Here is a 19,296-nt window from a genome sequence, read left to right on the forward strand (position 1 = left end):
TGATGAAGGCCGCATTGCTAAATGCGGCCCCGGTCAGGCAGCTTGACGTTCTGGCCAGCTGACAGTTTCAACGGGCCGCTCCACATTGGCCACGTGTTCGAAAATCCTTGCGTTGATCCATTCGGGCTGGAAGACCGGCGCCATATGGCCCAGCTCGGGCAGCAACGCGATCCGCGCATTGGGCAAAGCCTTCGCGATCTCAACTGAGACGTGCTGCGCAATCTCAGGTGACTCCAAACCAGTCATTACCAACGTCGGTATATCAAGCTTGGACAGGTCCTTCAGTTGCCAGGTTTCAGCAAAACCTTTTGCAAAATCAGACATGACTGATGGGATCATCCCAATGAACCGGTCTCGGGCCTGCGCGGGCAGCGAGTTCCAAAACCCCTTCTCGTTCCAGAAATCCAAAAAGTGATGCATACCAGCAGCGGCATCGCCATCCGCTGCTGCGGCGCTCACCACACCCGCGAGAAGCTGGATTTGCCCGAACAGTTTCTTGCTGACATCATTGCCAGCCTGCAGAAAATGAAAGGCTGCAGGCTCATATACCGTCAGGCTTTTGACAAGATCAGGACGCATCAACGCGACCTTGATGGCGACGCCTCCGCCGTTGGAATGCCCAACCAGATGCACGGGGCGTCCCAGCGCTTCGATTTCGCGGATTACCGGTATGGCAGAAAACGCCGCACCGTTTTGAGAGTTATCTCCAGTCAACGGGCTACGACCGTACCCGGGAAGATCAACAGCGTGAACACTAAAGCGACCTTCCAGATCCGCCGCCAGTTGGTTCCATTGCCCACTATTGGACGCCGAAGAATGCAACGCAAAAATAGGCGCGTTAATCATTTCAGTAGTTCTAAATGAAATAGTCATCGTTTTTACCCAATCGCACTTAAGATGGGCAATAACTGACCTTTCTATGTTTCATTGTGATGTCTGGAAGCGGTGCCAAGTGTTTCAGTTGTTGCTCTGTGAAGCAGGTCACACAACTTGCTATCCGGCTCAAAAACAAACAGGTTTATCGGCCGGTACTTGGCTGAGTTGGCACCTATTGAAACAATTGAAACACGCGATGCTGATTTTGAAATGGCATTGAAACAATGGTATCCTAAAAATTCAGGATGACGATGGGCATGACGAACGAATTTGAAGAAATCGAGAAGGCGAGGGACCTTCTTCGTGATGCGATCGAATCTCTCAAAGAAGGGTTCGCCCTCTATGATGATGATCGCCGCCTTGTCCTGTTCAATCAACGATATGCCGAGATGAACAAGGGGGTTGCCGATCTGCTGCAACCCGGACTGGACTGGGAAATCCTGATGCGCGAGACGGCGCGCCGGGGAATTTACGCCGAGGCCATCGGCAATGAACAGCAGTGGGTTTCGGACCGGTTGGCTAATGGGGTCGAGTTCATCCAAGACTTTGAGCTGATGGAAACGGATGGGCGCACCTACCTGGTTTCTGTTCATCCCACCAAGTTCGGCGGATTTGTCGTCACGCGTGAGGATATCACCGAACGCAAACAAGCCGAGGTCGAAGAGCGCGACGGCGATCTATTGATCCGAAAGGTGCTGGATGCCAGTTCGGCAATCGTAACTATGGCGCGGATTGGTGATGGACAGATCTTGTATCGCACGCCTGCTGCGCTGCAGATGTTCGGACCTTCCAAATCTGCAAAACAGCATTATCAAAAGCCGGAAGAGCGCGCGGATTTTGTAACCCAGCTTCTGGCCGATGGTCGTGTCGATGACTACAAGCTCGACTTGATTAATGCGGCTGGCAAAACCTTCCCTGCGTCGATTTCGTCTCAATTGATCGATTACAAAGGCGAAGAAGTCATCGTGACCAGCGTGATCGATCTAACCGTCCAGAAAGAGGCTGATGCCTTGATCCGTCAGGTCATGGAGGCTTATCCAGCAGCCATCAACATGACGCATGCCGACACCGGCGAGGTGCTGTTTGCTACGCCCGAGATAAAGGCGCTGTTTGGTGATGCAGAAAGTTCGAAATCCTACTATGCGGATCCGAATGAGCGCCAACGGTACCTGAAAGACCTCCGGCAAGCGGGGGCGCTTAAGGATCGGCGTATGGAGTTCGTCGATGCAAGCGGACGAAAGTTCTGGGGGGCGGATTCTTCACGGCTGATCGAGTTCAATGGTGAAGAAGTAATCGTTTCCAATACCCGCGATCTGACCGATGAATTGGCCATTGAGGCTGAGCTTGAAAAGCAACGAGAGCTGCTGTTCCAGAACGAAAAGATGTCTGCGCTTGGCGAACTACTCGCCGGTGTGGCGCATGAGCTTAACAATCCATTGTCGGTTGTTGTGGGTCATTCGTTGATGTTGAAGGAAGAAATTTCCGACCCCGATCTCGGTGTCAGGATTGAAAAAATCGGCAATGCTGCAGAACGCTGCGCGAAGATTGTAAAGACCTTTCTGGCGATGGCGCGTCAGCAGCCCAGCAAGATCGAGCAGGTTGATGTTCCCAGCCTGATCGAAACAGCTGCGGATGTCGCCGGGTACGGTAGCTCATCAGGTGAAATTCGCATTGAGCAAAGTGTGCCAGCAGACCTGCCTGCAGTTGCCGGGGATGCGGACCAGCTTACGCAAGTCGTCTTGAATCTTATCATCAATGCCGAGCAGGCCATGACCGCATCCGGCATCGGCGACCAGATCATGCTGTCTGCCGAGGTCAAGCCTGCCATCGGAATGGTTGAGATCACGGTTCAGGACAATGGCCCCGGTATCCCCAAAGCCATACGCGCACGTATCTTCGAGCCGTTCTTCACCACAAAGGAGGTGGGTGACGGCACCGGGATCGGGCTTGCTTTCTGTCACCGGATCATTCTGTCCCATGGCGGTCAGATCAGGCTTGATCAGGCCGCAGTGTCCGGCACCTGCTTCCGGATAACTCTGCCCGTCGCAAAGATGCAAAATGATGTGGCTGAAGAAAAACCCGAACCCGCCGCGAATTTTGCCAAGCACCGTGCATTGGTCGTGGATGATGAGGTCGAAGTGGGTGAGATCAATGCCGAGATACTGCGGAAGGATGGCTTTCACGTTGATTTCGTTACCTCAGGGGAAGAGGCGCTCAGGCAACTGCAGTCCGCCAATTACGATGTACTCCTAAGTGATATGAACATGCCCGGTGTTGACGGACGCAAGATTTATGAGGCGCTGGTGGCGCGTTTTCCGAAAATGCTGACCCGGACAGCATACATCACCGGGGACACCATGGGTGAAAGCTCATTGGGACTGCTGAAGGAATCCGGTCTGCCCTATCTGGAAAAACCCGTCTCGCCTTCGGAACTGAGAATACTTGTCGGAAAGCTGCTCGCCGATCAGAAGGATCAAACGGATGAATGACCAGAAAACCCATATCCTGGTTTGCGATGACGAGATCGACGTGCGCGAGATGCTTCAGGAATATCTGAGCAAACGCGGGTACGAGGTTTCTGCAGCCGCTGGCGGAGAAGAGCTCCGGTCTGTCATCTCCTCTCGTGCTGTTGATGTCATGATCATGGATATCAATATGCCAAAGGAAGACGGTCTTTCGATCCTCAGATCGCTTCGTCCTGAAAACACGACGCCCGTGATCATGTTGACTGCAGCAGGCGATGTAGTGGACCGGATCATCGGGCTTGAGATGGGGGCAGATGACTATCTTGGAAAGCCGGTTGATCTTCGGGAACTGGAAGCGCGGATCAAGGCCCTATTGCGCCGAGGGGCCATCAACGAAAGTCTGCCTGCAGATGCCTCCGAAGGCAATTTGGCCCTTTTTGGCGACTACACGCTGGATAAAGAGGCAGCCAAACTTCTTGCGCCGGATGGATCCGAGGTCCCGCTAACGGCGATGGAGTATAGTCTGCTCAAGGTGTTTGCTGAAAACAAAGGGCGTGTTTTGAACCGTGATCAGTTGCTAGAACAAGCGCACGACCGGTCCTGGGATCCGTTCGATCGCAGCATTGATATCAGAATATCCAGACTGCGCCGGAAGCTTGAAACCAACCCGGAAAAGCCGGAAATCATCAGAACCGTGCGGGGTATAGGTTATGTTTATGATCCCAAATAGGGTTTGCCGTTCCGGACAAGCAAATTGCGAGTAGCACCGTGGAAACCAAGCTCGTCACGACCATAATTGCTGACATTTCTGACAGCACTCCGTTCTACGAAGAAATGGGGGACGATCAGGCGCAGCAGTTGATTCAGTTTGAAATCGATCGATTGCGCGAGGTTCTACTTGGGTTTGGCGGAGTTCCTGTGGGGCAAAAAGGCGATGATGTCTTGTCCTATTTCAAGGAACCCGAGGCCGCCGTAAACGCGGTTGTAGAGATGATTCAGAAACCGCCCGGAACATTACTGTCGGTCCACGCGGGTGTTCATCAAGGTCCCGTTGTTATTGGCGATAATGGGATATTTGGCGAAACAGTAAATCTGACCGCACGTTTGGCGGCCGCGGCCAATCCGGGTGAAGCTTGTGTCAGCGAAAGCGTCGCCAAGGATCTAAGCCCCGAAAGTCTCCAGATGCTCACCCCAATCGGATCGCTTCGCCTGAAAGGTGTGAGTGACCCGGTCAAAGCCTATTCAATCGTGGCCTCAACGGACGGGTTAAGCACCGTGATGCATCTGCCGACGCAGACGGCCAGCGGATCTGAGGGCATGCAGCAGAATGAAAGCTTTGCGCTCATTCTTTATCACGACGATCATACCTGGCGGTGTCGGGAAGGCGGGGAGCTAACGATCGGCAGATCCAGTCAATGCGATGTCATCCTGCCTGAGCCGTGGGTTTCGCGACTGCATGCGGTACTCAGCATGAAAGGCGGGAAGCTGATGCTGGCGGATCGCAGTTCGTCGGGAACTTACGTACAATTCGAGAATGCGCGTGAAATCCAGCTTAAGCGCGAGAACATAATGCTGGCCGATAGCGGGCTGATATCGCCTGCACTATCAATTTTGCACTCTGATGCGCGCCCATTAGAGTTTGAGGTCGTCCGCCGATAAACGACGTGGCACGCCTGAATTCTGGCTTCTGTGGTGAAAGTCTCAGAAAGAAACTCGCGATTGTGCTAGAATCGGCACCAATTGCGTATTTCAACCAAGATTGGGAGGGAATGATGTCATTGAATACTTCAGGAAACCAGCTTCGTCAGGGCGCTCTGATCCTGGGTGCAGCTACACTCTTGTTCGGTGCTGATGCAACTGCCCAGTCAGCGATGCCCAATGCCTGCCCTGTGGATGGGTGTGAGGTGCAGATTGTATCGGTCGCCAAAGAGGGTGACGAACTGCTTGTAAACTACGATGCGAATTTCACTCCGGACGTATCGAAGAACCATTTCCATACATGGTGGGGCGAAAGCTATTCCGTTGAGCAAGTCGGCAGAAATGCCCAAAGCGAATTCAATGCCGTTCAAGGCAGGTGGCATCGGCACGATGATTACCCAAGCTATGTGACGAAGGAGGCGGCCTCGACATCGGCGCGCGAGGGAGGGACGACACTGTGCGTTACTGCTGCCGATAGGGACCACAACATATTGGATGCGACCAAGTATCATTGCGTGGATGTGCAAGAGCACCTCTGAAGCGCCAAGAATATCATGACTTTTCCCGCGTTCATCGGCCGTTACGCTGTTGACCGTGAAATCGCGAGCGGTGGGTTCGCGGCGGTTGTCCTTGCGCGGGATGACGAGTTGGAGGTTCCGGTAACCCTCAAGATTCTGCACGCCAACCTTGCGACCAATGACAAAGTCATCACCCATTTTCTCGAAGAAGCCCGTCTGTTGCGGCGCATTCGATCTCCGCGCGTTGTCTCCGTGCATGACGTGGGGCGTTTGGAGGACGGGCGGCCCTATTTTGTCATGGACTACGCGGATCGCGGCACATTGGCCGACCGACTAAAGCGTCTAAGCCCCGCTGCTTTGGCCAAACGCGAAGGTGTGGAAATACTGATTGATGCAATGGCAGATGGCTTGTCTGCGGTTCACGACGCGAATGTCGTGCATCGGGACGTCAAACCCGCAAATGTCCTTCTGCAACGAGTGAAGCGGTCCAAAGACGATAACAGCACGACGGTTTCTGATGCTTTGGTCGGCCTAGACGAGAGGGTTTTTCTGGCGGATCTCGGTATTGCAAAGGATTTAGCGATCGGTGTGACCGGCGCGACCATGATGGCTGGGACACCGCTCTACCAAGCGCCAGAACAAGCTGAGCACGGGCAACCCGTGACGCCGATGACCGACATTTATTCGGCCAGCGCGCTGATGTGGCATGTCCTGACGGGAAAGGCGCCGCCGCCATTCCATCGCGTTACCGAGTATCTTTCCAGCCTGCCAGAAATGTGGCGTGATTGCATTGAGCACGGGATGGCAATGGACCCGCAGGCGCGTTTTCTGGATATGGTGTCCTGGCGCAGTGCAATGAATGATGCGTTGGATCGTGACCGGCGAGAGGCCGCATCCGAAGCTGTGACGCAGATATCGGAAAGTAGGGTGGAATGCCCCTACAAAGGGCTCGCCGCGTTCCAGCCAGAGGATTCCGACTATTTCTTTGGACGCGAGGATCTTGTTGAGGAACTTGTGACCCGGCTTCAACAGAGCCGGATATTGGTTCTGGGTGGCTCATCCGGCAGTGGTAAATCATCCGTTCTGCGAGCAGGGCTGCTGCCAGCGATCGCTGCCAACGCGATATCCGGTAGCGAAAACTGGCGCGTTTGTGTTTTTACTCCCGGGCGCGATCCAATGACCGATTTGTACTTTCAACTCATCGGCGACAATTCTCACCTTACGGCTCAGGTCTCGCTCAACGACTTCATCGCCTATCCGAGTGCGGCGCGCCGATTGGCCACCGCGAATGAAGGAGAGTTGTTGATCTGCATTGATCAGTTCGAAGAATTGTTCACGCTGGTCAAACATGAACGCAGAAGCAAGTTCATCGAAGCTTTGTCAGCCATGACGGACCCTGCAGATAGCCGCGTTCGTATCGTGCTGACAATCCGTGCGGACTTTTATGCATCGTGTGCAGAGATACCGTGGCTTGCGGATCGAATCTCGGAAAACCAGTTTTTGGTCGGGCCGATGACACGGCCCGAGCTGCGCCGCGCAATCAGCGAACCGGCACATGCAGCTGGTTTGCACATGGACAGGTCCCTTATTGATGCGATCGTTGATGAGGCCGGGCGCGAAGCGGGTTCGCTCCCGCTGGTGGCGCATTCTCTGTATGAAACATGGAGCCGACGTAAAGGTGCGGTCATGTCTCTGGACGGCTACCGTCAGTCCGGTGGTGTCACAGGGGCAATCAGCCAGACAGCGGAGACACTTTTTACAGACGTTTTTGACAAAGTTCAGCAAGAGGCAACCCGGCGGCTATTCTTGCGTCTGGTTACGCCCGGCGAGGGGACACCGGACACACGGCGGTTGTTGCCGATCGATGAGATCGAGCGCGACTCGGACCCGGAAACAACGCGGCGGGTCGTTGAAGCTTTGACAGATGCGCGGTTGCTGACGCTGGATGACAAAAATGTTCAGATTGCGCATGAGGCGCTGCTGCGTACATGGCCGCGACTTAATTCATGGATCGAAGAAAGCCGCGATGATCTGCGCATGCGTCAGCGTATTCAGCATGACGCTGCAGAGTGGGATGTTGAAAATCGCGAGCCCGATTTACTTTATCGCGGCACAAGGTTGTTGTCGGCTGAAGAATGGTCGGTGAAGAACCAGAATATCCTCGGTGCGTTAGAGCGGGAATTTCTGGGCGCTGCACGAGACGCGCGTGACCAAGCGCAGGCTGCATCCAAGATGCGCCGGCGTCGGCGTCGACGTATCAATCAAGTTGCCGTTGCTGCCCTTGCCTTGCTGGCCATTGGCGCAACGGTTTCGTCTTTCTTGGCTATCCGCGCGTCCAACCTTGCCGAAAGCAACAGACGGATGGCCGTTGCCGCAACAGCTGAAGCCAATGAAAGGTTCGCAAGGGCGCTAGGCGCTGCGGCGAACGGGTTGTCGGATACAGATCCCTTGCTAGCCCTGTCACTCAGCGCCGAAGCGATTGTCCGAGCCGAAACTGCTGGTTCGACATCAGAAGCGAGGGCGGCGATGCTGATGGCTCGGCAAAATCTGGGTGAGGGTGGGCTTGTCCCACTGGGCAGCCCGTTTACGGTTGGTGACGCGCAGACGATGGCTATTGATGCATCCGGTACGCGTGTTGCGGTTGGATTGCGTGATGGGCGCATCGTGGTTCATAGGGCTGAATCCGGCGGAGCGGTTATTGCTGAACTGGTGGGGCATTCCGGCGGGATAAGGGATGTTGCATTCTCTCCCGATGGAGAGTTGTTGGTTTCAGCGGCAACGGATGGGGATGTCCGCCTTTGGAATGTTGGTTCGGCCAGATACGGCCCGATCACGACACTGTTCTCTGGCAATGACGTCGCATTTGGCGTGGCCTTTGATTCCACCGGCAAGCGTATCGCGTCGGCGACCGGTGACGGGACCGTTCGCCTCTGGAACGTTTCCAATGGAATGCAAATTGGAGAGCCATTGGCGAAAATGCCGCTGGGCTTCAAAAAGGTCGCGTTTTCGCCCGTTTCAGAAGGACTTGTTGCCGGAAATGTCGATGGTGGCATATTCGGCTGGGTCGACGCAAAGGCTACGTCTGCATTTCCGCCGATACCGGGCGGTCCGCTGGGGCCTGACCCCGATCACCTGTCCTTCAGCCGCGACGGGAGAACATTCGCGGTATCCCATACGAACGGGAAGGTCACGACGATTGGTTTTCCGGATGGTTCTCCAATTGTTGATCGTTTTTCAGATAGTACCGACATCGTAGCAGCAGCATTTACCGCGCCGGACAATCTGCTGGTGGGGGCAGGGGCAGACGGAACGCTGCGATTGGAAAATTCAAACATGGAACGTGTTGGCGATGTGGTGCAAGCGCACAGTCAGAGGGTTGTGGACCTTGAAGTCGCCCAAAATGCCCCGTTGCTGGCGACTTTGGGCCGGGATCAGCAGGTACGTCTCTGGCGGATTGGGACCGACCCCGGCGGCAAAGACACGCTTGTTTTGCAGAACGGGGCAAAGGCGCTGGGCATCGCTTATACGCCGGATGCAAAGTCTATAGCCATCGGTGACAGTGAGGGGAACATCTGGGTCTGGAAGATGGGGGCTTCCATGAAACCCATGCAGCTGAAGGGGCATGAAAGCCAGGTGTGGGCGATCTCTTTCTCGCTGGATGGCAAAACCATGGTGACTGGTGATCGCGAAGGCGGCTTGAAAATCTGGGACATGGCTGCCATGCGGCTGAAAAATCAACTCGATCTGGGGCAGGCTCCCGTCTGGTCGATCATGCCGGGGTCAGGTCCCGAGGTCTTTGTGGCGACAGGAGATGGAGTGCTGCAAATCGATATCTCAGAGGCTGATTTGGTCAAGAGCTTTGCGCCAGCTGACATTCAGGCAAATCGTGTCGCCGTCTCTGAAGATGGCGGCATGCTGGCAGCGGCCTCGGTGGATGGAAAGGTCTATATTTGGTCGATTGGCGACGGTCAGTTGATCAGAGTGATCGAAGCTGATGACAATACGCTTTGGAGTGTTGCTTTCAGTCGTGATGGCACACAGGCTGCAACTGCTTCCAGCGATGAGGTGGTCAAGGTCTGGGATGTTGAAACCGGCGAAGAGCTTGCCGCTTATGGTGGCCATAAGGGTGGGGCGACGGATGTTGCCTTTTTGGCGGATGAGGCAACCTTGGTGGCAATCGACCGATCTGGGGAACTGCATTGGTGGGATACCGCGACGCACCGTCGGCTCATGCCTGTCGAAAAGATCCATGCAGGCCCGACCTGGCGTATCGCGCTGGCACCAGACGGAAATTCTTTTGCGACAACCAGCGAAGCTGGTGATGTTCGGGTTTGGGACAGGTTGAGCTTAGAGGTCGCATGTGCGTTGGGCAGTCCAACCTTCGATGAAGGGCGCAGGGTTCAGTATTTGGGAAGCGATGAGCCAACAACGACCTGTGATGCCTTCGCGAATTGATCACATGGCGAGTATTGAAAAGCACGGGCGGGCGCTTGGATTTGAAGCGGAACTAAGCAGGCGTGATCAGATTATGGTCGGTTCACAACGAAATCCGGCATGATCTGCGCCTGTGTGATTGCGTCATCGACGTCATGCCCTGCGAAAAAACCGTACCCCGAAATCAGGGCCGAGGCGATTCCGGCAGCATGGGCCCCCAATATGTCGGTATGCAAGCTGTCACCAACCATAAGCACGCGAGTTTTATCGACTCGGCCAAGTCTCTTGAAAGCCAGGTCAAAAATATTCTCAAATGGTTTGCCGAAGAATTCGGGTACAACGCCGGTTCGATCGGCAAGACGATGCGCGAACAGACCGGGTTCGTTTGAAAATCCGTGCTCGCGTGGTGCGACTATATCCGGATTTCCAACCAATACCGGACGCGGGCGTTTTAGCAGGGCTGCTTCCATATGGGCCTGACGTGCCTCGGTCCAGACGGCTGAGCCGATCATCAGAAACCCCTCAACCGACTCATAGGGCTCGGGATCGTCATCGAGATAAGTCAGGTTCAAATCTTCCAGATCGCGAAGGCCGGTGCTGGGTGTTGCCATCAAACCCCAATGCAGCGCGCGTTGACCGCCTAGCTCAGCCAGCAGTGTTGCGCGGCTTGTGATGATATCCTCTGACGCAAAATCATATCCCAGCCGGGCGTATTTCTCGACGAGCGCCGCATGAGGGTGACCAGCTGCATTCGAGACGACCAGAACGCGTTTACCCATGGCTTTGAGCTGATCAATCCGCGCGGCTGTACCGGGAATTGCAGTCTCGCCGATATTGAGAACACCGAACGCATCCAGAAGGAATACATCGAAGCCTTCAGCAATATCCATCAAAGTGTTCGCATGCTGATAGGATTGAATAGCTGGTTCAGCAGCCGGAAGCCGATGCCGAACGGCCTCGTAGGCGTCGAAAGCCTCTTGGGTCGTGAAGCGGCTCAAATAATTGCCCCTCGTACTTTGGCAGACACCCATTCGCTGATCATGACGGCAATCAGAATGACGATCAGGATAAGGCTGACCTGCGGCCATGCCAGAACGTTCAGCGACGCCGACAATTGCAGCCCGATGCCGCCTGCGCCCACAAGGCCAAGAACCGTAGACTCGCGAATATTGATGTCCCAGCGGAATACGGCGATCCCGGCAAAGGCGGGCAATATTTGCGGGACGATTCCATATGCCATGACCTGCCAGCGGGATGCGCCGGTGGCGGTGATGGCTTCGACTTGGGTGTGATCAATTTCCTCGATGGCTTCATAGAGAAGCTTGGCGCAGAAGCCGATCGAACGAATGGCTATGGCGATAACACCTGCGAATACTCCGGGTCCAATGATTGCGATTAACAAAAGCGCCCAGATTAGCGAGTTGATCGAGCGGGTTGAGACGATGATCAGTAACGCGATGGGGCGGATGAACACGGCCGACGGCGTGGTGTTGCGGGCGGCCAGAAAGGCGACTGGTACGGCAAGGAACAGCGCAATGATCGTACCAAGTGTGGCGATGTTCAGCGTGTCCCAGATCGGGCGGCCTAAGTGCGTGATGTAGTCCCACTTTGGTGGTGTCGCGCGGGTCCAGATATCGTTCGCGATCCGGGGTGCGTCCCACACAAAGAACCATGTCGTCGAGGCCGAGATGATCTGCCAGCAGTAGACAAAGACCGCCACACCCAACAGCCAGCAAAACCAACGCACAAGGCTTTGACCGGTCGTGCGTCTGCGCCAGATTTGCGTACCTTCATGTTCAAGCACTGGCATTACTGGACCCTCGCGCGGATGATACCCGAGAGGTATTCGAGCGCCATGACGATCCCGATGATCAGGATCAGAATGGCTGCCGCAGTGTCATACTCATAACGGTCAAACGCCGTATTCAGCGTTGCCCCAATGCCGCCGGCCCCCACAAGCCCAAGAATTGCACTTTCGCGAAAGTTGATATCGATCCTGTACATCGACAGCCCGACCAGTCGCGGCATGACCTGTGGCTGCACGCCGTAGTTGATCCATTGCATCCATCGCGCGCCCGAGGCTTTGATCGCCTCGGCCTGCACTTTGTCCATGGCCTCGATGTCTTCAGCCAAGAGCTTGGACAGGAAACCGATAGTGGCGAAGGACAGTGTCAGGAAGCCGGCCAAAGGTCCGAACCCAAAGATGGCAACCAGAAGAATGGCGACGATGATCTCTTGCAGGGCGCGGCTGATCGCAACAATGCCTCGGCAGATCACATAGACCGGGAGAGGCGCAATATTGCGTGCAGCGCCCAGTCCGATCGGGATCGATATCAGGATGCCCACCACCGACGCTGCAACCGTCATCACGATGCTCTCAAGAAGACCGCTCCAGATATCGCTCCAGCGCGATATGAAATCCGGGCTTGTGAAAGCAAGGACAAAAGCCCAACCGCGATCCAAGCCTTCATAAACCCGGCCCCAATCCACCTCGATGGTCATAAATGCCGCAATCAGATAGGCGACGAATCCAACGATCAAGGTCCAGCGCAGTAAGGCGTTTTTGACGAAGGCCGGTTTCCGCCAGCCTTTGCCCAGCAGGTCATCAAGTTCGGGATGGCTCATTCCGCGGCCTCGATCTCTTCGTCGTCTTCAACTTTCTCTATGGTCGCTTCCCAGTCTTCTTCGCCATAGATTTCGGTCAACTTGTCAGGCGTAAGCCCAGAGGGGAGGCCGTCAAATACGATTTCACCAAAGCGTAGGCCAACGACGCGCGGTACGAACATTTGCGCAAGGGCCACGTCATGAATGTTGATTATCGCGGCTAATCCGCGTTCCTGACACAGCTCGGTAATCAAGCGCATGATCTGACGGCTGGTTTTTGGGTCCAGTGAGGCGGTCGGTTCATCGACCAGCAGAAGCTTGGGATTTTGGATTAGCGCCCGGCATATTCCAACCCGCTGACGCTGACCACCTGACAGTTCGTCCGCGCGTTTGTCGGCCATATGCAACAGACCCACGCGATCCAGCAGGCGGAATGCATCATCCACGTCAGACTGGGGGTAACGTCGCAGGAAGCTCCGCCAAAACCCAACATATCCCAGCCGTCCCGACAGTACATTTTCCATGACGGTCAGGCGTTCAACCAGTGCGTATTCCTGAAAGATCATCCCCATTTCACGACGTGCTTTCCGCAGCGCGCCCGAGCCGAGTTTGACCAGGTCCACGTCGTCCAGCAGAACCTCGCCACTTGTGGGTTCAACCAAACGATTTATGCAGCGAATCATGGTGGATTTGCCAGCACCAGAAGGCCCGATCAGCGCCAGAACCTGGCCCTTTGGCACATCTAGATCGATCGCCTTCAGGGCCTGATCGCCGGTTTTATAAGTTTTTGTAAGCTTTTGAAGCCGCAGCATTTATGCCCCCGGTTCGGGTGGTAACGGGCCCCGCAGGGCCCGTTGGATGTAGTATCGATTACTGGCAGGCGTAGGAAACGCCGTTAGCCGCGTCAATCTTGCGGATGACGTCCCAGAACTCCTGATAGGTCATCTCAAGGAACTGACCTTCATTCGATTTCGAGAACTCAGCCTCAAGCGTCGTTCCCTCCCAGTCGAAGCTGAAGAAGGCATTGCGGATTTTCTCCTGCAGTTCCGGCGTCAGGTTGTACACGGTTCCAAAGCCTGTCGTCGGGAAGGTCTGCGACTTGTAGATCGTAATGACGTCGTCTTCGTTGATCACATCGCGCGAGATCATCCGCGACTTGACCGAATTTGCGATCGAGGCGGCCAGATAGTCCTTGTTTGCGACACCCAGGATCGAGTTGTCGTGTTTGCCCGAATAAACCGGCTCAAAATCGCGTTCGGGCAGCAGATCAAAGTCGCTTTTCAGGATCGCCGAGGGCGCTTTGAAGCCCGAGTTCGAAGTAGGGGAAGTAAAGGCCAATTGCTTGCCCTTGATATCCTCAACCTTTTCGATGCCTGAACCGGGATAGGTGATGATCTCCATCTCGTATCCGAAGTTTCCGTCTTTCGACGCCATGATCGTGAAGGGCCTAAATCCGGCGCAGTTCACGGCCAACGGGTTTGAACCGGTATTGAAGCCCGCAATATGCAGACGCCCCGAACGCATGGCCTCAATCTGGGCCGCGTTGTTCTGAACTGGAAAGAAAACAACGTCTTTGCCAGTTTCCGCTTTCAGATGATCAAGAAAGTCCGACCAAGCAGTTTTGTATACGGCAGGGTCTTCAACCGGGGTGTAGGCAAAGATCAGGGTATCAGGATCAATCTGATCGGCAGGATCAGCGGGGATATCCGCGATCAGATCGCCATCGGCATCGCAGAACCGCGCATCCAGATCACCGCGCGGGCAGTCTTGCGCCGAAGCCGTGCCCGACAGTGACAAGAGCGCGATTGCGGAAGCTCCGATCAGTAGTTTGATATCAAATTTCATTTCTTCCTCCCAGTCATGCGTGGCTTTTCTGTCCACGGTTTGTCGTTCTTTGTAAGGACTGCTCAGCGACAAGAATCTTCACCCCGGCGTCGTTGATCGCGCCAAGCAAATCCCCTGTTGGTTTGGTATCAGTTACGATTGAATTCAGCCCGTCAAGGTCGCCCACACGGGTCAAACCTTTGCGGTCGAATTTCTCGGACCCGATCAGAAGATGTCGCGTCGCGGCGCGTGCCAGCATCATCCGTTTGACGGTTGCGAAACCGCGCACGGTCTCTGATGGCCCTTCTTCTGACAGGCCGGACGCGCCAATCATGCAGCGATCGACGTTGAAACGAGACAGGAAATCCAGTGTATCTGTCCCGATCGTGGCGGACTCGGCGGTCAGATATTCGCCTGGGCATAGAATGACTTCAACGGGTGCGTGACCAAGGGTCATGGCCACCGGTATCGAATTCGTAATTGCCGTGCAGTGAATGCCCCGATACGCCAACATACGGGCCATCTCGATCGTGGTTGAGCCGGAATCGATCATCACCGTCTCGCCTTCCTGAATCAGGTCGGCTGCGCATTTGCCGATCTTTTCACGCTCATCAAGGCGGGCGTGGGTGCGCTCATCCAGACTTGGATAACGTCCTTGTATCGGGGCAGAGGCACCGCCATGCGCCCGCGAGATCAGCCCATCATCAGCTAGGGCATCAAAATCCCTGCGCACCGTTTCCGCCGAAACATTGAAACGCTGCGCCAATTCGCTGATCCGGACGTGCGGGCGAAGCTTCAACTCCAACAATATCTCACGGCGGCGGTCGGATTTCTTGAACCGACTCTGGCCCTTGTTGGTTTTCTTATCGCGCGTTTCCGCTTTGGGCATCTGGCAATCCGACTCGGTTTCAATCTCACTTTTGTGGCGTTTCAGTCGTTTTGCAACAATTTCTGTTGCAAAGCCCACGATTCATTGTGAGACTTCAAAGAACTGTTTCTATTTCGAGGCGTAGCAATCGAAGTGCACCGGCGTTCTGGATGTAGCCACCTTGTTCAACAGCACTTATGTGTTGCCATTGCCCTTTGCGTAGTGCCAGAGCTAAGGGCGCGCGCATGAGCAAGACCGAATTCACAGATCAGATCGGTGCGCTTCCGGTGCGATGGGACAAATCCGACAAACTGCGGGTTCTCATGGTCACTTCGCGTGACCGGGGGCGGTGGGTCATCCCCAAAGGTTGGATGATGGATGGTAAGAAGCCTTGGCATGCCGCTGAAATCGAAGCTTTGGAAGAGGCTGGAGCGGTTGGCTTTATCTCCAAGAAATCGATCGGGTGCTTTCACTATGACAAGCGATACGAGGGTAAAAGCAGCGTGCCTTGCCGCGTAACGCTTTATCCGTTGATTGTGGAACGGCTCAAACGCCGTTGGAAGGAACGCGACGAACGCAAGCGCCACTGGTTCTCACCTGCCAAGGCCGCAAAGCTTGTCGAAGAGAAAGAACTGGCGCGTTTGTTAAAGAGCCTGTCAGATAATCAAGAGACGTTGGCTGTTATCGAAAAATTGCGAAAGGCCGCATGAGGAAGGGCATATAAGAGCCGGGAAATCCGGACGCAGTGAACTTAAAGGGAGAGAAATCAATGAAGAAATTTACATCCACAACGTTGGGATCGCTTATTGCCCTTGCCGCATCGATGTCAGCGGCACAGGCTGACAAGTTGACACTTTATTGTTCTGCGCAAGAGGATTGGTGCCAGCTTATGGCGCGCAGTTTTGAGGATGCGACCGGCATCGACGTTAATATGACCCGTAAATCCTCGGGTGAGACATTTGCTCAGATCCGTGCAGAAAGCTCCAACCCAAAGGGTGACGTTTGGTGGGGCGGAACGGGGGATCCGCATCTGCAGGCCGCAGAAGAGGGCCTGACGATGGAATACATGTCGCCGATGCGTGACCAGCTTCATGATTGGGCGATTTCTCAGGCGGAAAGCGCGGGTAACAAGACCATCGGCATCTATTCAGGTGCGCTTGGTTACGGCTACAATGCCGATCTTGTCGCCGCGAACAACCTTCCCGAACCTGCTTGCTGGAAGGACCTTCTGAAGCCCGAGTACAAGGGGCACGTTCAGATGGCGAACCCGAACTCATCAGGTACGGCCTACACCACCCTGGCCTCGATGGTGCAAATCTTCGGCGAGGACGAAGGATTTGAGTTCATGAAGGGGCTACATTCGAACATCAACCAATACACCAAGTCGGGCTCGGCACCGATCAAGGCTGCTGGTCGAGGCGAGAATACAATTGGTATCGTTTTCATGCATGACGCAGTAAAGCAGGCGGTATCGGGTTTCCCCATCAAGGTCGTCGCGCCATGTGAGGGAACTGGTTACGAGATCGGTTCAATGTCGATCATCGAAGGCGCGCGCAACGAAGAAGAGGCCAAAAAGTTCTATGACTGGGCGTTGTCGCCCGATGCGCAGAACCTCGCCCTTCAGGTAAATGCCTTCCAAGTGCCGTCAAACAAAGGTGCTGAAACTTCGGAAAGCGCGCCTGACATGAGCCAGATCAAGCTGATCGACTATGACTTCAAGAAATACGGCTCGTCGGATGAGCGCAAGCGCTTGCTGCAGAAATGGGACGAAGAGGTTTCGGTACTGCCGCAGTAAATGACTGACGACACGACAAAAACGACCCATCCGGTTCTGATCTTCTGGGTCATCGCCGGGTGGGTCGGATTCTGCCTGCTGCCGTGGTACATGGTTGACGGTGGCCTGTGGTCGTTCGAGTGGCCGCTGGACGGCTACCCTTTCGACGAAGATTATGCGCCTGCTGCCTTTCTAATCGGGCAGGGTGAAAAGCTGTGGCTTGCTCCGCTTCTTATTGCACTCCTGCTGCCACTTCTGGTGTTAAGACGCGCCAAATCAGATCCGCTTTATGCCCGAATTTTGATCCTGTCAGGGGCGCTGGGCTTCGGCTGGCTGATCGCACAAGGGTTCAGCATCGGAATCCGAGGCTACAATTTCGATTGGCTGGAAGCCTTGTTCGGAGAGCTCGGTGATCGGCAATTCGGCATGGGCTATGGCGCGATGATCTGCGCGTCGAGTTTTCTGTTCCTTCTGACCCAGGGTGTCGCCGCACGTGGGGCGATTAACGGAGACGTCTTCGTGGTCAGCGCCATCGGTGGTGTGATCACCATCGTCACCGCGTTTGTATTCTTTCCTATCGCCAAGATGCTGTTCGCTGCTTTTGTGACGGAAGAGGGCGCGTACTCCATCGCAGTGTTCTTCTCGAAATTCTTTGACGACCGGCTTTGGGGGCTGGGATGTTTCTGGGGCGCACGATGCGGGGCGGCATGGAACTCACTGTTTCTGGCCATCCTCGTCGGCTTCATCACCACTGCGCTCGGCTTGTGCTTTGCGCTTGTCGTGACCCGCTCGGGCTTTCGGTACAAGCGCGCGTTGCGCGCACTGACGGTTCTGCCGATTATCACGCCACCGTTCGTGATCGGCCTAGCGCTGATCCTGCTGTTTGGATTGTCGGGTTCAGTAACGCAGTTCTTTGCCGAATTGTTCGGCACCCAACCCACTCGCTGGCTGTATGGCATGCCGGGTGTTCTGATTGCGCAGACGTTGGCATTTACACCCATCGCCTTCCTTGTACTGATTGGCGTCGTTGAAGGGGTGTCTCCCTCGATGGAAGAAGCGGCACAGACACTGCGCGCCAGCAGGTGGCAGACGTTCAAAACTGTGTCCCTGCCGTTGATGCGCCCGGGCCTTGCTAATGCTTTCCTTCTGGGCTTCATCGAAAGCATGGCCGATTTCGGCAACCCACTTGTGCTAGGTGGCAATTTCGATGTGCTGTCGACCGAGATTTTCTTTGCAATTGTTGGTGCGCAATATGATCAAGGCCGCGCTGCGGTTCTGGCCATGGTGCTTCTGTTCTTCACGCTTTCAGCCTTCTACGCGCAGCGAGCCTGGCTGGGTAAGAAAAGCTACACCACAGTCACGGGCAAAGGTGACGCTGGCGTACATCCATTGATGCCAACCGGCCTTTCCATCCCGGTGCTAACCGTCGCCCTTGGCTGGGCGGTGTTTACCATCGTCGTCTACGCCATGATCGTCTACGGCAGCGTGGTTGAACTGTGGGGAGTCAATAATTCCCTGACGTTCAAGCACTACGTCACTGCCTTCTCGGTTCGGTTCGAGTCGGAAGGAATTCGCTGGACAGGGGCCGCATGGGACAGTTTCTGGACCACCATAACAATCGCCGCAATCGCCGCGCCGCTTACGGCTGCAGTTGGGCTCGTGACGGCCTATCTACTAACCCGGCAGAGTTTCGCAGGCAAAGACGCTTTTGAGTTCGGCACCATGCTGTCTTTTGCCATCCCCGGTACCGTGATCGGTGTCAGCTACATTCTCGCCTTCAACGTGCCACCGATCGAGATCACGGGCACGGGTGTCATCCTTGTTGTGAGTTTCATCTTCCGCAATATGCCGGTCGGTGTCCGAGCCGGCATCGCCAGCATGTCGCAACTGGATCGCAGCCTTGACGAGTCCTCGCTGACACTTGGTGCAAATTCGTGGCAGACTTTCCGGCGGATCATCCTGCCACTACTGCGCCCGGCAATTCTTGCGGCGCTTGTGTACAGCTTCGTGCGGGCCATGACGGCGATTTCGGCAGTGATCTTTCTGGTCAGCGCGGAATATGACATGGCGACCAGCTATATCATCGGGCGGGTCGAGAATAACGACTATGGTCTCGCCATCGCCTATTCCACCACTCTGATCTTTGTGATGCTGTCAGTGGTTGCCCTTATGCAGTTGATCGTGGGCCGGACCAAGATCGGGCGACGAATGACGCAGTCGCGGACAAATGTTTAG

The 19,296-nt window shown here is 55.2% G+C and carries 15 protein-coding genes; 8 read left to right on the top strand and 7 right to left on the bottom strand.

What is annotated here, in order from left to right; genetic code table 11:
• Positions 1-33: 33 nt before the first annotated feature.
• Positions 34-846: an alpha/beta fold hydrolase gene (locus ACR0DE_RS08685; protein WP_480752674.1), complete on the bottom strand. Its 813-nt coding sequence runs from the start codon at positions 844-846 to the stop codon at positions 34-36.
• A gap of 287 nt (positions 847-1,133) precedes the next feature.
• Here ACR0DE_RS08685 and ACR0DE_RS08690 point away from each other — a divergent pair, with 287 nt between their 5' ends.
• The 5 genes from ACR0DE_RS08690 (at position 1,134) to ACR0DE_RS08710 (ending at position 10,012) form a co-directional block, all read left to right on the top strand.
• Positions 1,134-3,365 carry an ATP-binding protein gene (locus tag ACR0DE_RS08690; RefSeq protein WP_480752676.1) on the top strand — a complete coding sequence of 744 codons (2,232 nt, stop codon included), beginning with the start codon at positions 1,134-1,136 and terminating at the stop codon, positions 3,363-3,365.
• The gene (locus ACR0DE_RS08695; protein ID WP_170396223.1) at positions 3,358-4,071 is read left to right on the top strand and encodes a response regulator; all 714 of its coding nucleotides are present in this window, start codon (positions 3,358-3,360) and stop codon (positions 4,069-4,071) included. The genes ACR0DE_RS08690 and ACR0DE_RS08695 overlap by 8 nt, the downstream gene beginning before the upstream one ends.
• 38 nt (positions 4,072-4,109) lie before the next feature.
• Positions 4,110-5,000 (top strand): adenylate/guanylate cyclase domain-containing protein, encoded by an 891-nt coding sequence (locus ACR0DE_RS08700; RefSeq protein ID WP_170612495.1) that lies wholly within the window; start codon positions 4,110-4,112, stop codon positions 4,998-5,000.
• A 113-nt stretch (positions 5,001-5,113) separates the two neighbouring features.
• Positions 5,114-5,578, top strand: coding sequence for a hypothetical protein (locus ACR0DE_RS08705; RefSeq protein ID WP_170396227.1), 465 nt, complete (start codon positions 5,114-5,116; stop codon positions 5,576-5,578).
• Between the two features lie 15 nt (positions 5,579-5,593).
• A complete protein-coding gene (locus ACR0DE_RS08710) occupies positions 5,594-10,012 on the top strand; it encodes a WD40 repeat domain-containing serine/threonine protein kinase (RefSeq protein ID WP_480752680.1) in 4,419 nt (1,472 codons plus the stop codon).
• 71 nt (positions 10,013-10,083) lie between these two features.
• Here the strand turns inward: ACR0DE_RS08710 and ACR0DE_RS08715 are convergent, their stop codons facing one another.
• From ACR0DE_RS08715 to ACR0DE_RS08740, 6 genes are read right to left on the bottom strand one after another with little or no spacing between them, the layout of a single operon-like run.
• Complete coding sequence (locus tag ACR0DE_RS08715) at positions 10,084-11,022, bottom strand: HAD-IIA family hydrolase (RefSeq protein ID WP_480752683.1); 939 nt, start codon at positions 11,020-11,022, stop codon at positions 10,084-10,086.
• On the bottom strand, positions 10,986-11,801 hold the full coding sequence (gene phnE, locus ACR0DE_RS08720; protein ID WP_170612489.1) for a phosphonate ABC transporter, permease protein PhnE: 816 nt from the start codon (positions 11,799-11,801) through the stop codon (positions 10,986-10,988). The genes ACR0DE_RS08715 and phnE (ACR0DE_RS08720) overlap by 37 nt, the downstream gene beginning before the upstream one ends.
• Positions 11,801-12,616, bottom strand: a complete 816-nt coding sequence (phnE, locus tag ACR0DE_RS08725) for a phosphonate ABC transporter, permease protein PhnE (RefSeq protein ID WP_170403405.1) — start codon at positions 12,614-12,616, stop codon at positions 11,801-11,803. The genes phnE (ACR0DE_RS08720) and phnE (ACR0DE_RS08725) overlap by 1 nt, the downstream gene beginning before the upstream one ends.
• A complete protein-coding gene (gene phnC / locus ACR0DE_RS08730; RefSeq protein ID WP_170396238.1) occupies positions 12,613-13,407 on the bottom strand; it encodes a phosphonate ABC transporter ATP-binding protein in 795 nt (264 codons plus the stop codon). The genes phnE (ACR0DE_RS08725) and phnC overlap by 4 nt, the downstream gene beginning before the upstream one ends.
• Positions 13,408-13,465: 58 nt before the next feature.
• Positions 13,466-14,440 carry a phosphate/phosphite/phosphonate ABC transporter substrate-binding protein gene (gene phnD / locus ACR0DE_RS08735; protein WP_170396240.1) on the bottom strand — a complete coding sequence of 325 codons (975 nt, stop codon included), beginning with the start codon at positions 14,438-14,440 and terminating at the stop codon, positions 13,466-13,468.
• Between the two features lie 13 nt (positions 14,441-14,453).
• Positions 14,454-15,308: a DeoR/GlpR family DNA-binding transcription regulator gene (locus ACR0DE_RS08740; protein ID WP_170403399.1), complete on the bottom strand. Its 855-nt coding sequence runs from the start codon at positions 15,306-15,308 to the stop codon at positions 14,454-14,456.
• Between the two features lie 224 nt (positions 15,309-15,532).
• Here ACR0DE_RS08740 and ACR0DE_RS08745 point away from each other — a divergent pair, with 224 nt between their 5' ends.
• From ACR0DE_RS08745 to ACR0DE_RS08755, 3 genes are read left to right on the top strand one after another with little or no spacing between them, the layout of a single operon-like run.
• Positions 15,533-15,997 carry an NUDIX hydrolase gene (locus ACR0DE_RS08745; RefSeq protein WP_170396245.1) on the top strand — a complete coding sequence of 155 codons (465 nt, stop codon included), beginning with the start codon at positions 15,533-15,535 and terminating at the stop codon, positions 15,995-15,997.
• A gap of 59 nt (positions 15,998-16,056) precedes the next feature.
• Positions 16,057-17,082 (top strand): ABC transporter substrate-binding protein, encoded by a 1,026-nt coding sequence (locus ACR0DE_RS08750; protein ID WP_170733432.1) that lies wholly within the window; start codon positions 16,057-16,059, stop codon positions 17,080-17,082.
• Positions 17,083-19,296, top strand: a complete 2,214-nt coding sequence (locus tag ACR0DE_RS08755; protein WP_480752687.1) for an ABC transporter permease — start codon at positions 17,083-17,085, stop codon at positions 19,294-19,296.

This window comes from Ruegeria sp. C10, from assembly GCF_056537805.1.

What these genes read in the sequence shown, in the direction of transcription:
- ACR0DE_RS08685 (WP_480752674.1), bottom strand. Translation starts at nt 846, where the DNA reads ATGATTAACGCGCCTATTTTTGCGTTGCATTCTTCGGCGTCCAATAGT.
- ACR0DE_RS08690 (WP_480752676.1), top strand. Translation starts at nt 1,134, where the DNA reads ATGACGAACGAATTTGAAGAAATCGAGAAGGCGAGGGACCTTCTTCGT.
- ACR0DE_RS08695 (WP_170396223.1), top strand. Translation starts at nt 3,358, where the DNA reads ATGAATGACCAGAAAACCCATATCCTGGTTTGCGATGACGAGATCGAC.
- ACR0DE_RS08705 (WP_170396227.1), top strand. Translation starts at nt 5,114, where the DNA reads ATGTCATTGAATACTTCAGGAAACCAGCTTCGTCAGGGCGCTCTGATC.
- ACR0DE_RS08710 (WP_480752680.1), top strand. Translation starts at nt 5,594, where the DNA reads ATGACTTTTCCCGCGTTCATCGGCCGTTACGCTGTTGACCGTGAAATC.
- ACR0DE_RS08715 (WP_480752683.1), bottom strand. Translation starts at nt 11,022, where the DNA reads ATGGGTGTCTGCCAAAGTACGAGGGGCAATTATTTGAGCCGCTTCACG.
- phnE (WP_170612489.1), bottom strand. Translation starts at nt 11,801, where the DNA reads ATGCCAGTGCTTGAACATGAAGGTACGCAAATCTGGCGCAGACGCACG.
- phnE (WP_170403405.1), bottom strand. Translation starts at nt 12,616, where the DNA reads ATGAGCCATCCCGAACTTGATGACCTGCTGGGCAAAGGCTGGCGGAAA.
- phnC (WP_170396238.1), bottom strand. Translation starts at nt 13,407, where the DNA reads ATGCTGCGGCTTCAAAAGCTTACAAAAACTTATAAAACCGGCGATCAG.
- phnD (WP_170396240.1), bottom strand. Translation starts at nt 14,440, where the DNA reads ATGAAATTTGATATCAAACTACTGATCGGAGCTTCCGCAATCGCGCTC.
- ACR0DE_RS08740 (WP_170403399.1), bottom strand. Translation starts at nt 15,308, where the DNA reads ATGCCCAAAGCGGAAACGCGCGATAAGAAAACCAACAAGGGCCAGAGT.
- ACR0DE_RS08745 (WP_170396245.1), top strand. Translation starts at nt 15,533, where the DNA reads ATGAGCAAGACCGAATTCACAGATCAGATCGGTGCGCTTCCGGTGCGA.
- ACR0DE_RS08750 (WP_170733432.1), top strand. Translation starts at nt 16,057, where the DNA reads ATGAAGAAATTTACATCCACAACGTTGGGATCGCTTATTGCCCTTGCC.
- ACR0DE_RS08755 (WP_480752687.1), top strand. Translation starts at nt 17,083, where the DNA reads ATGACTGACGACACGACAAAAACGACCCATCCGGTTCTGATCTTCTGG.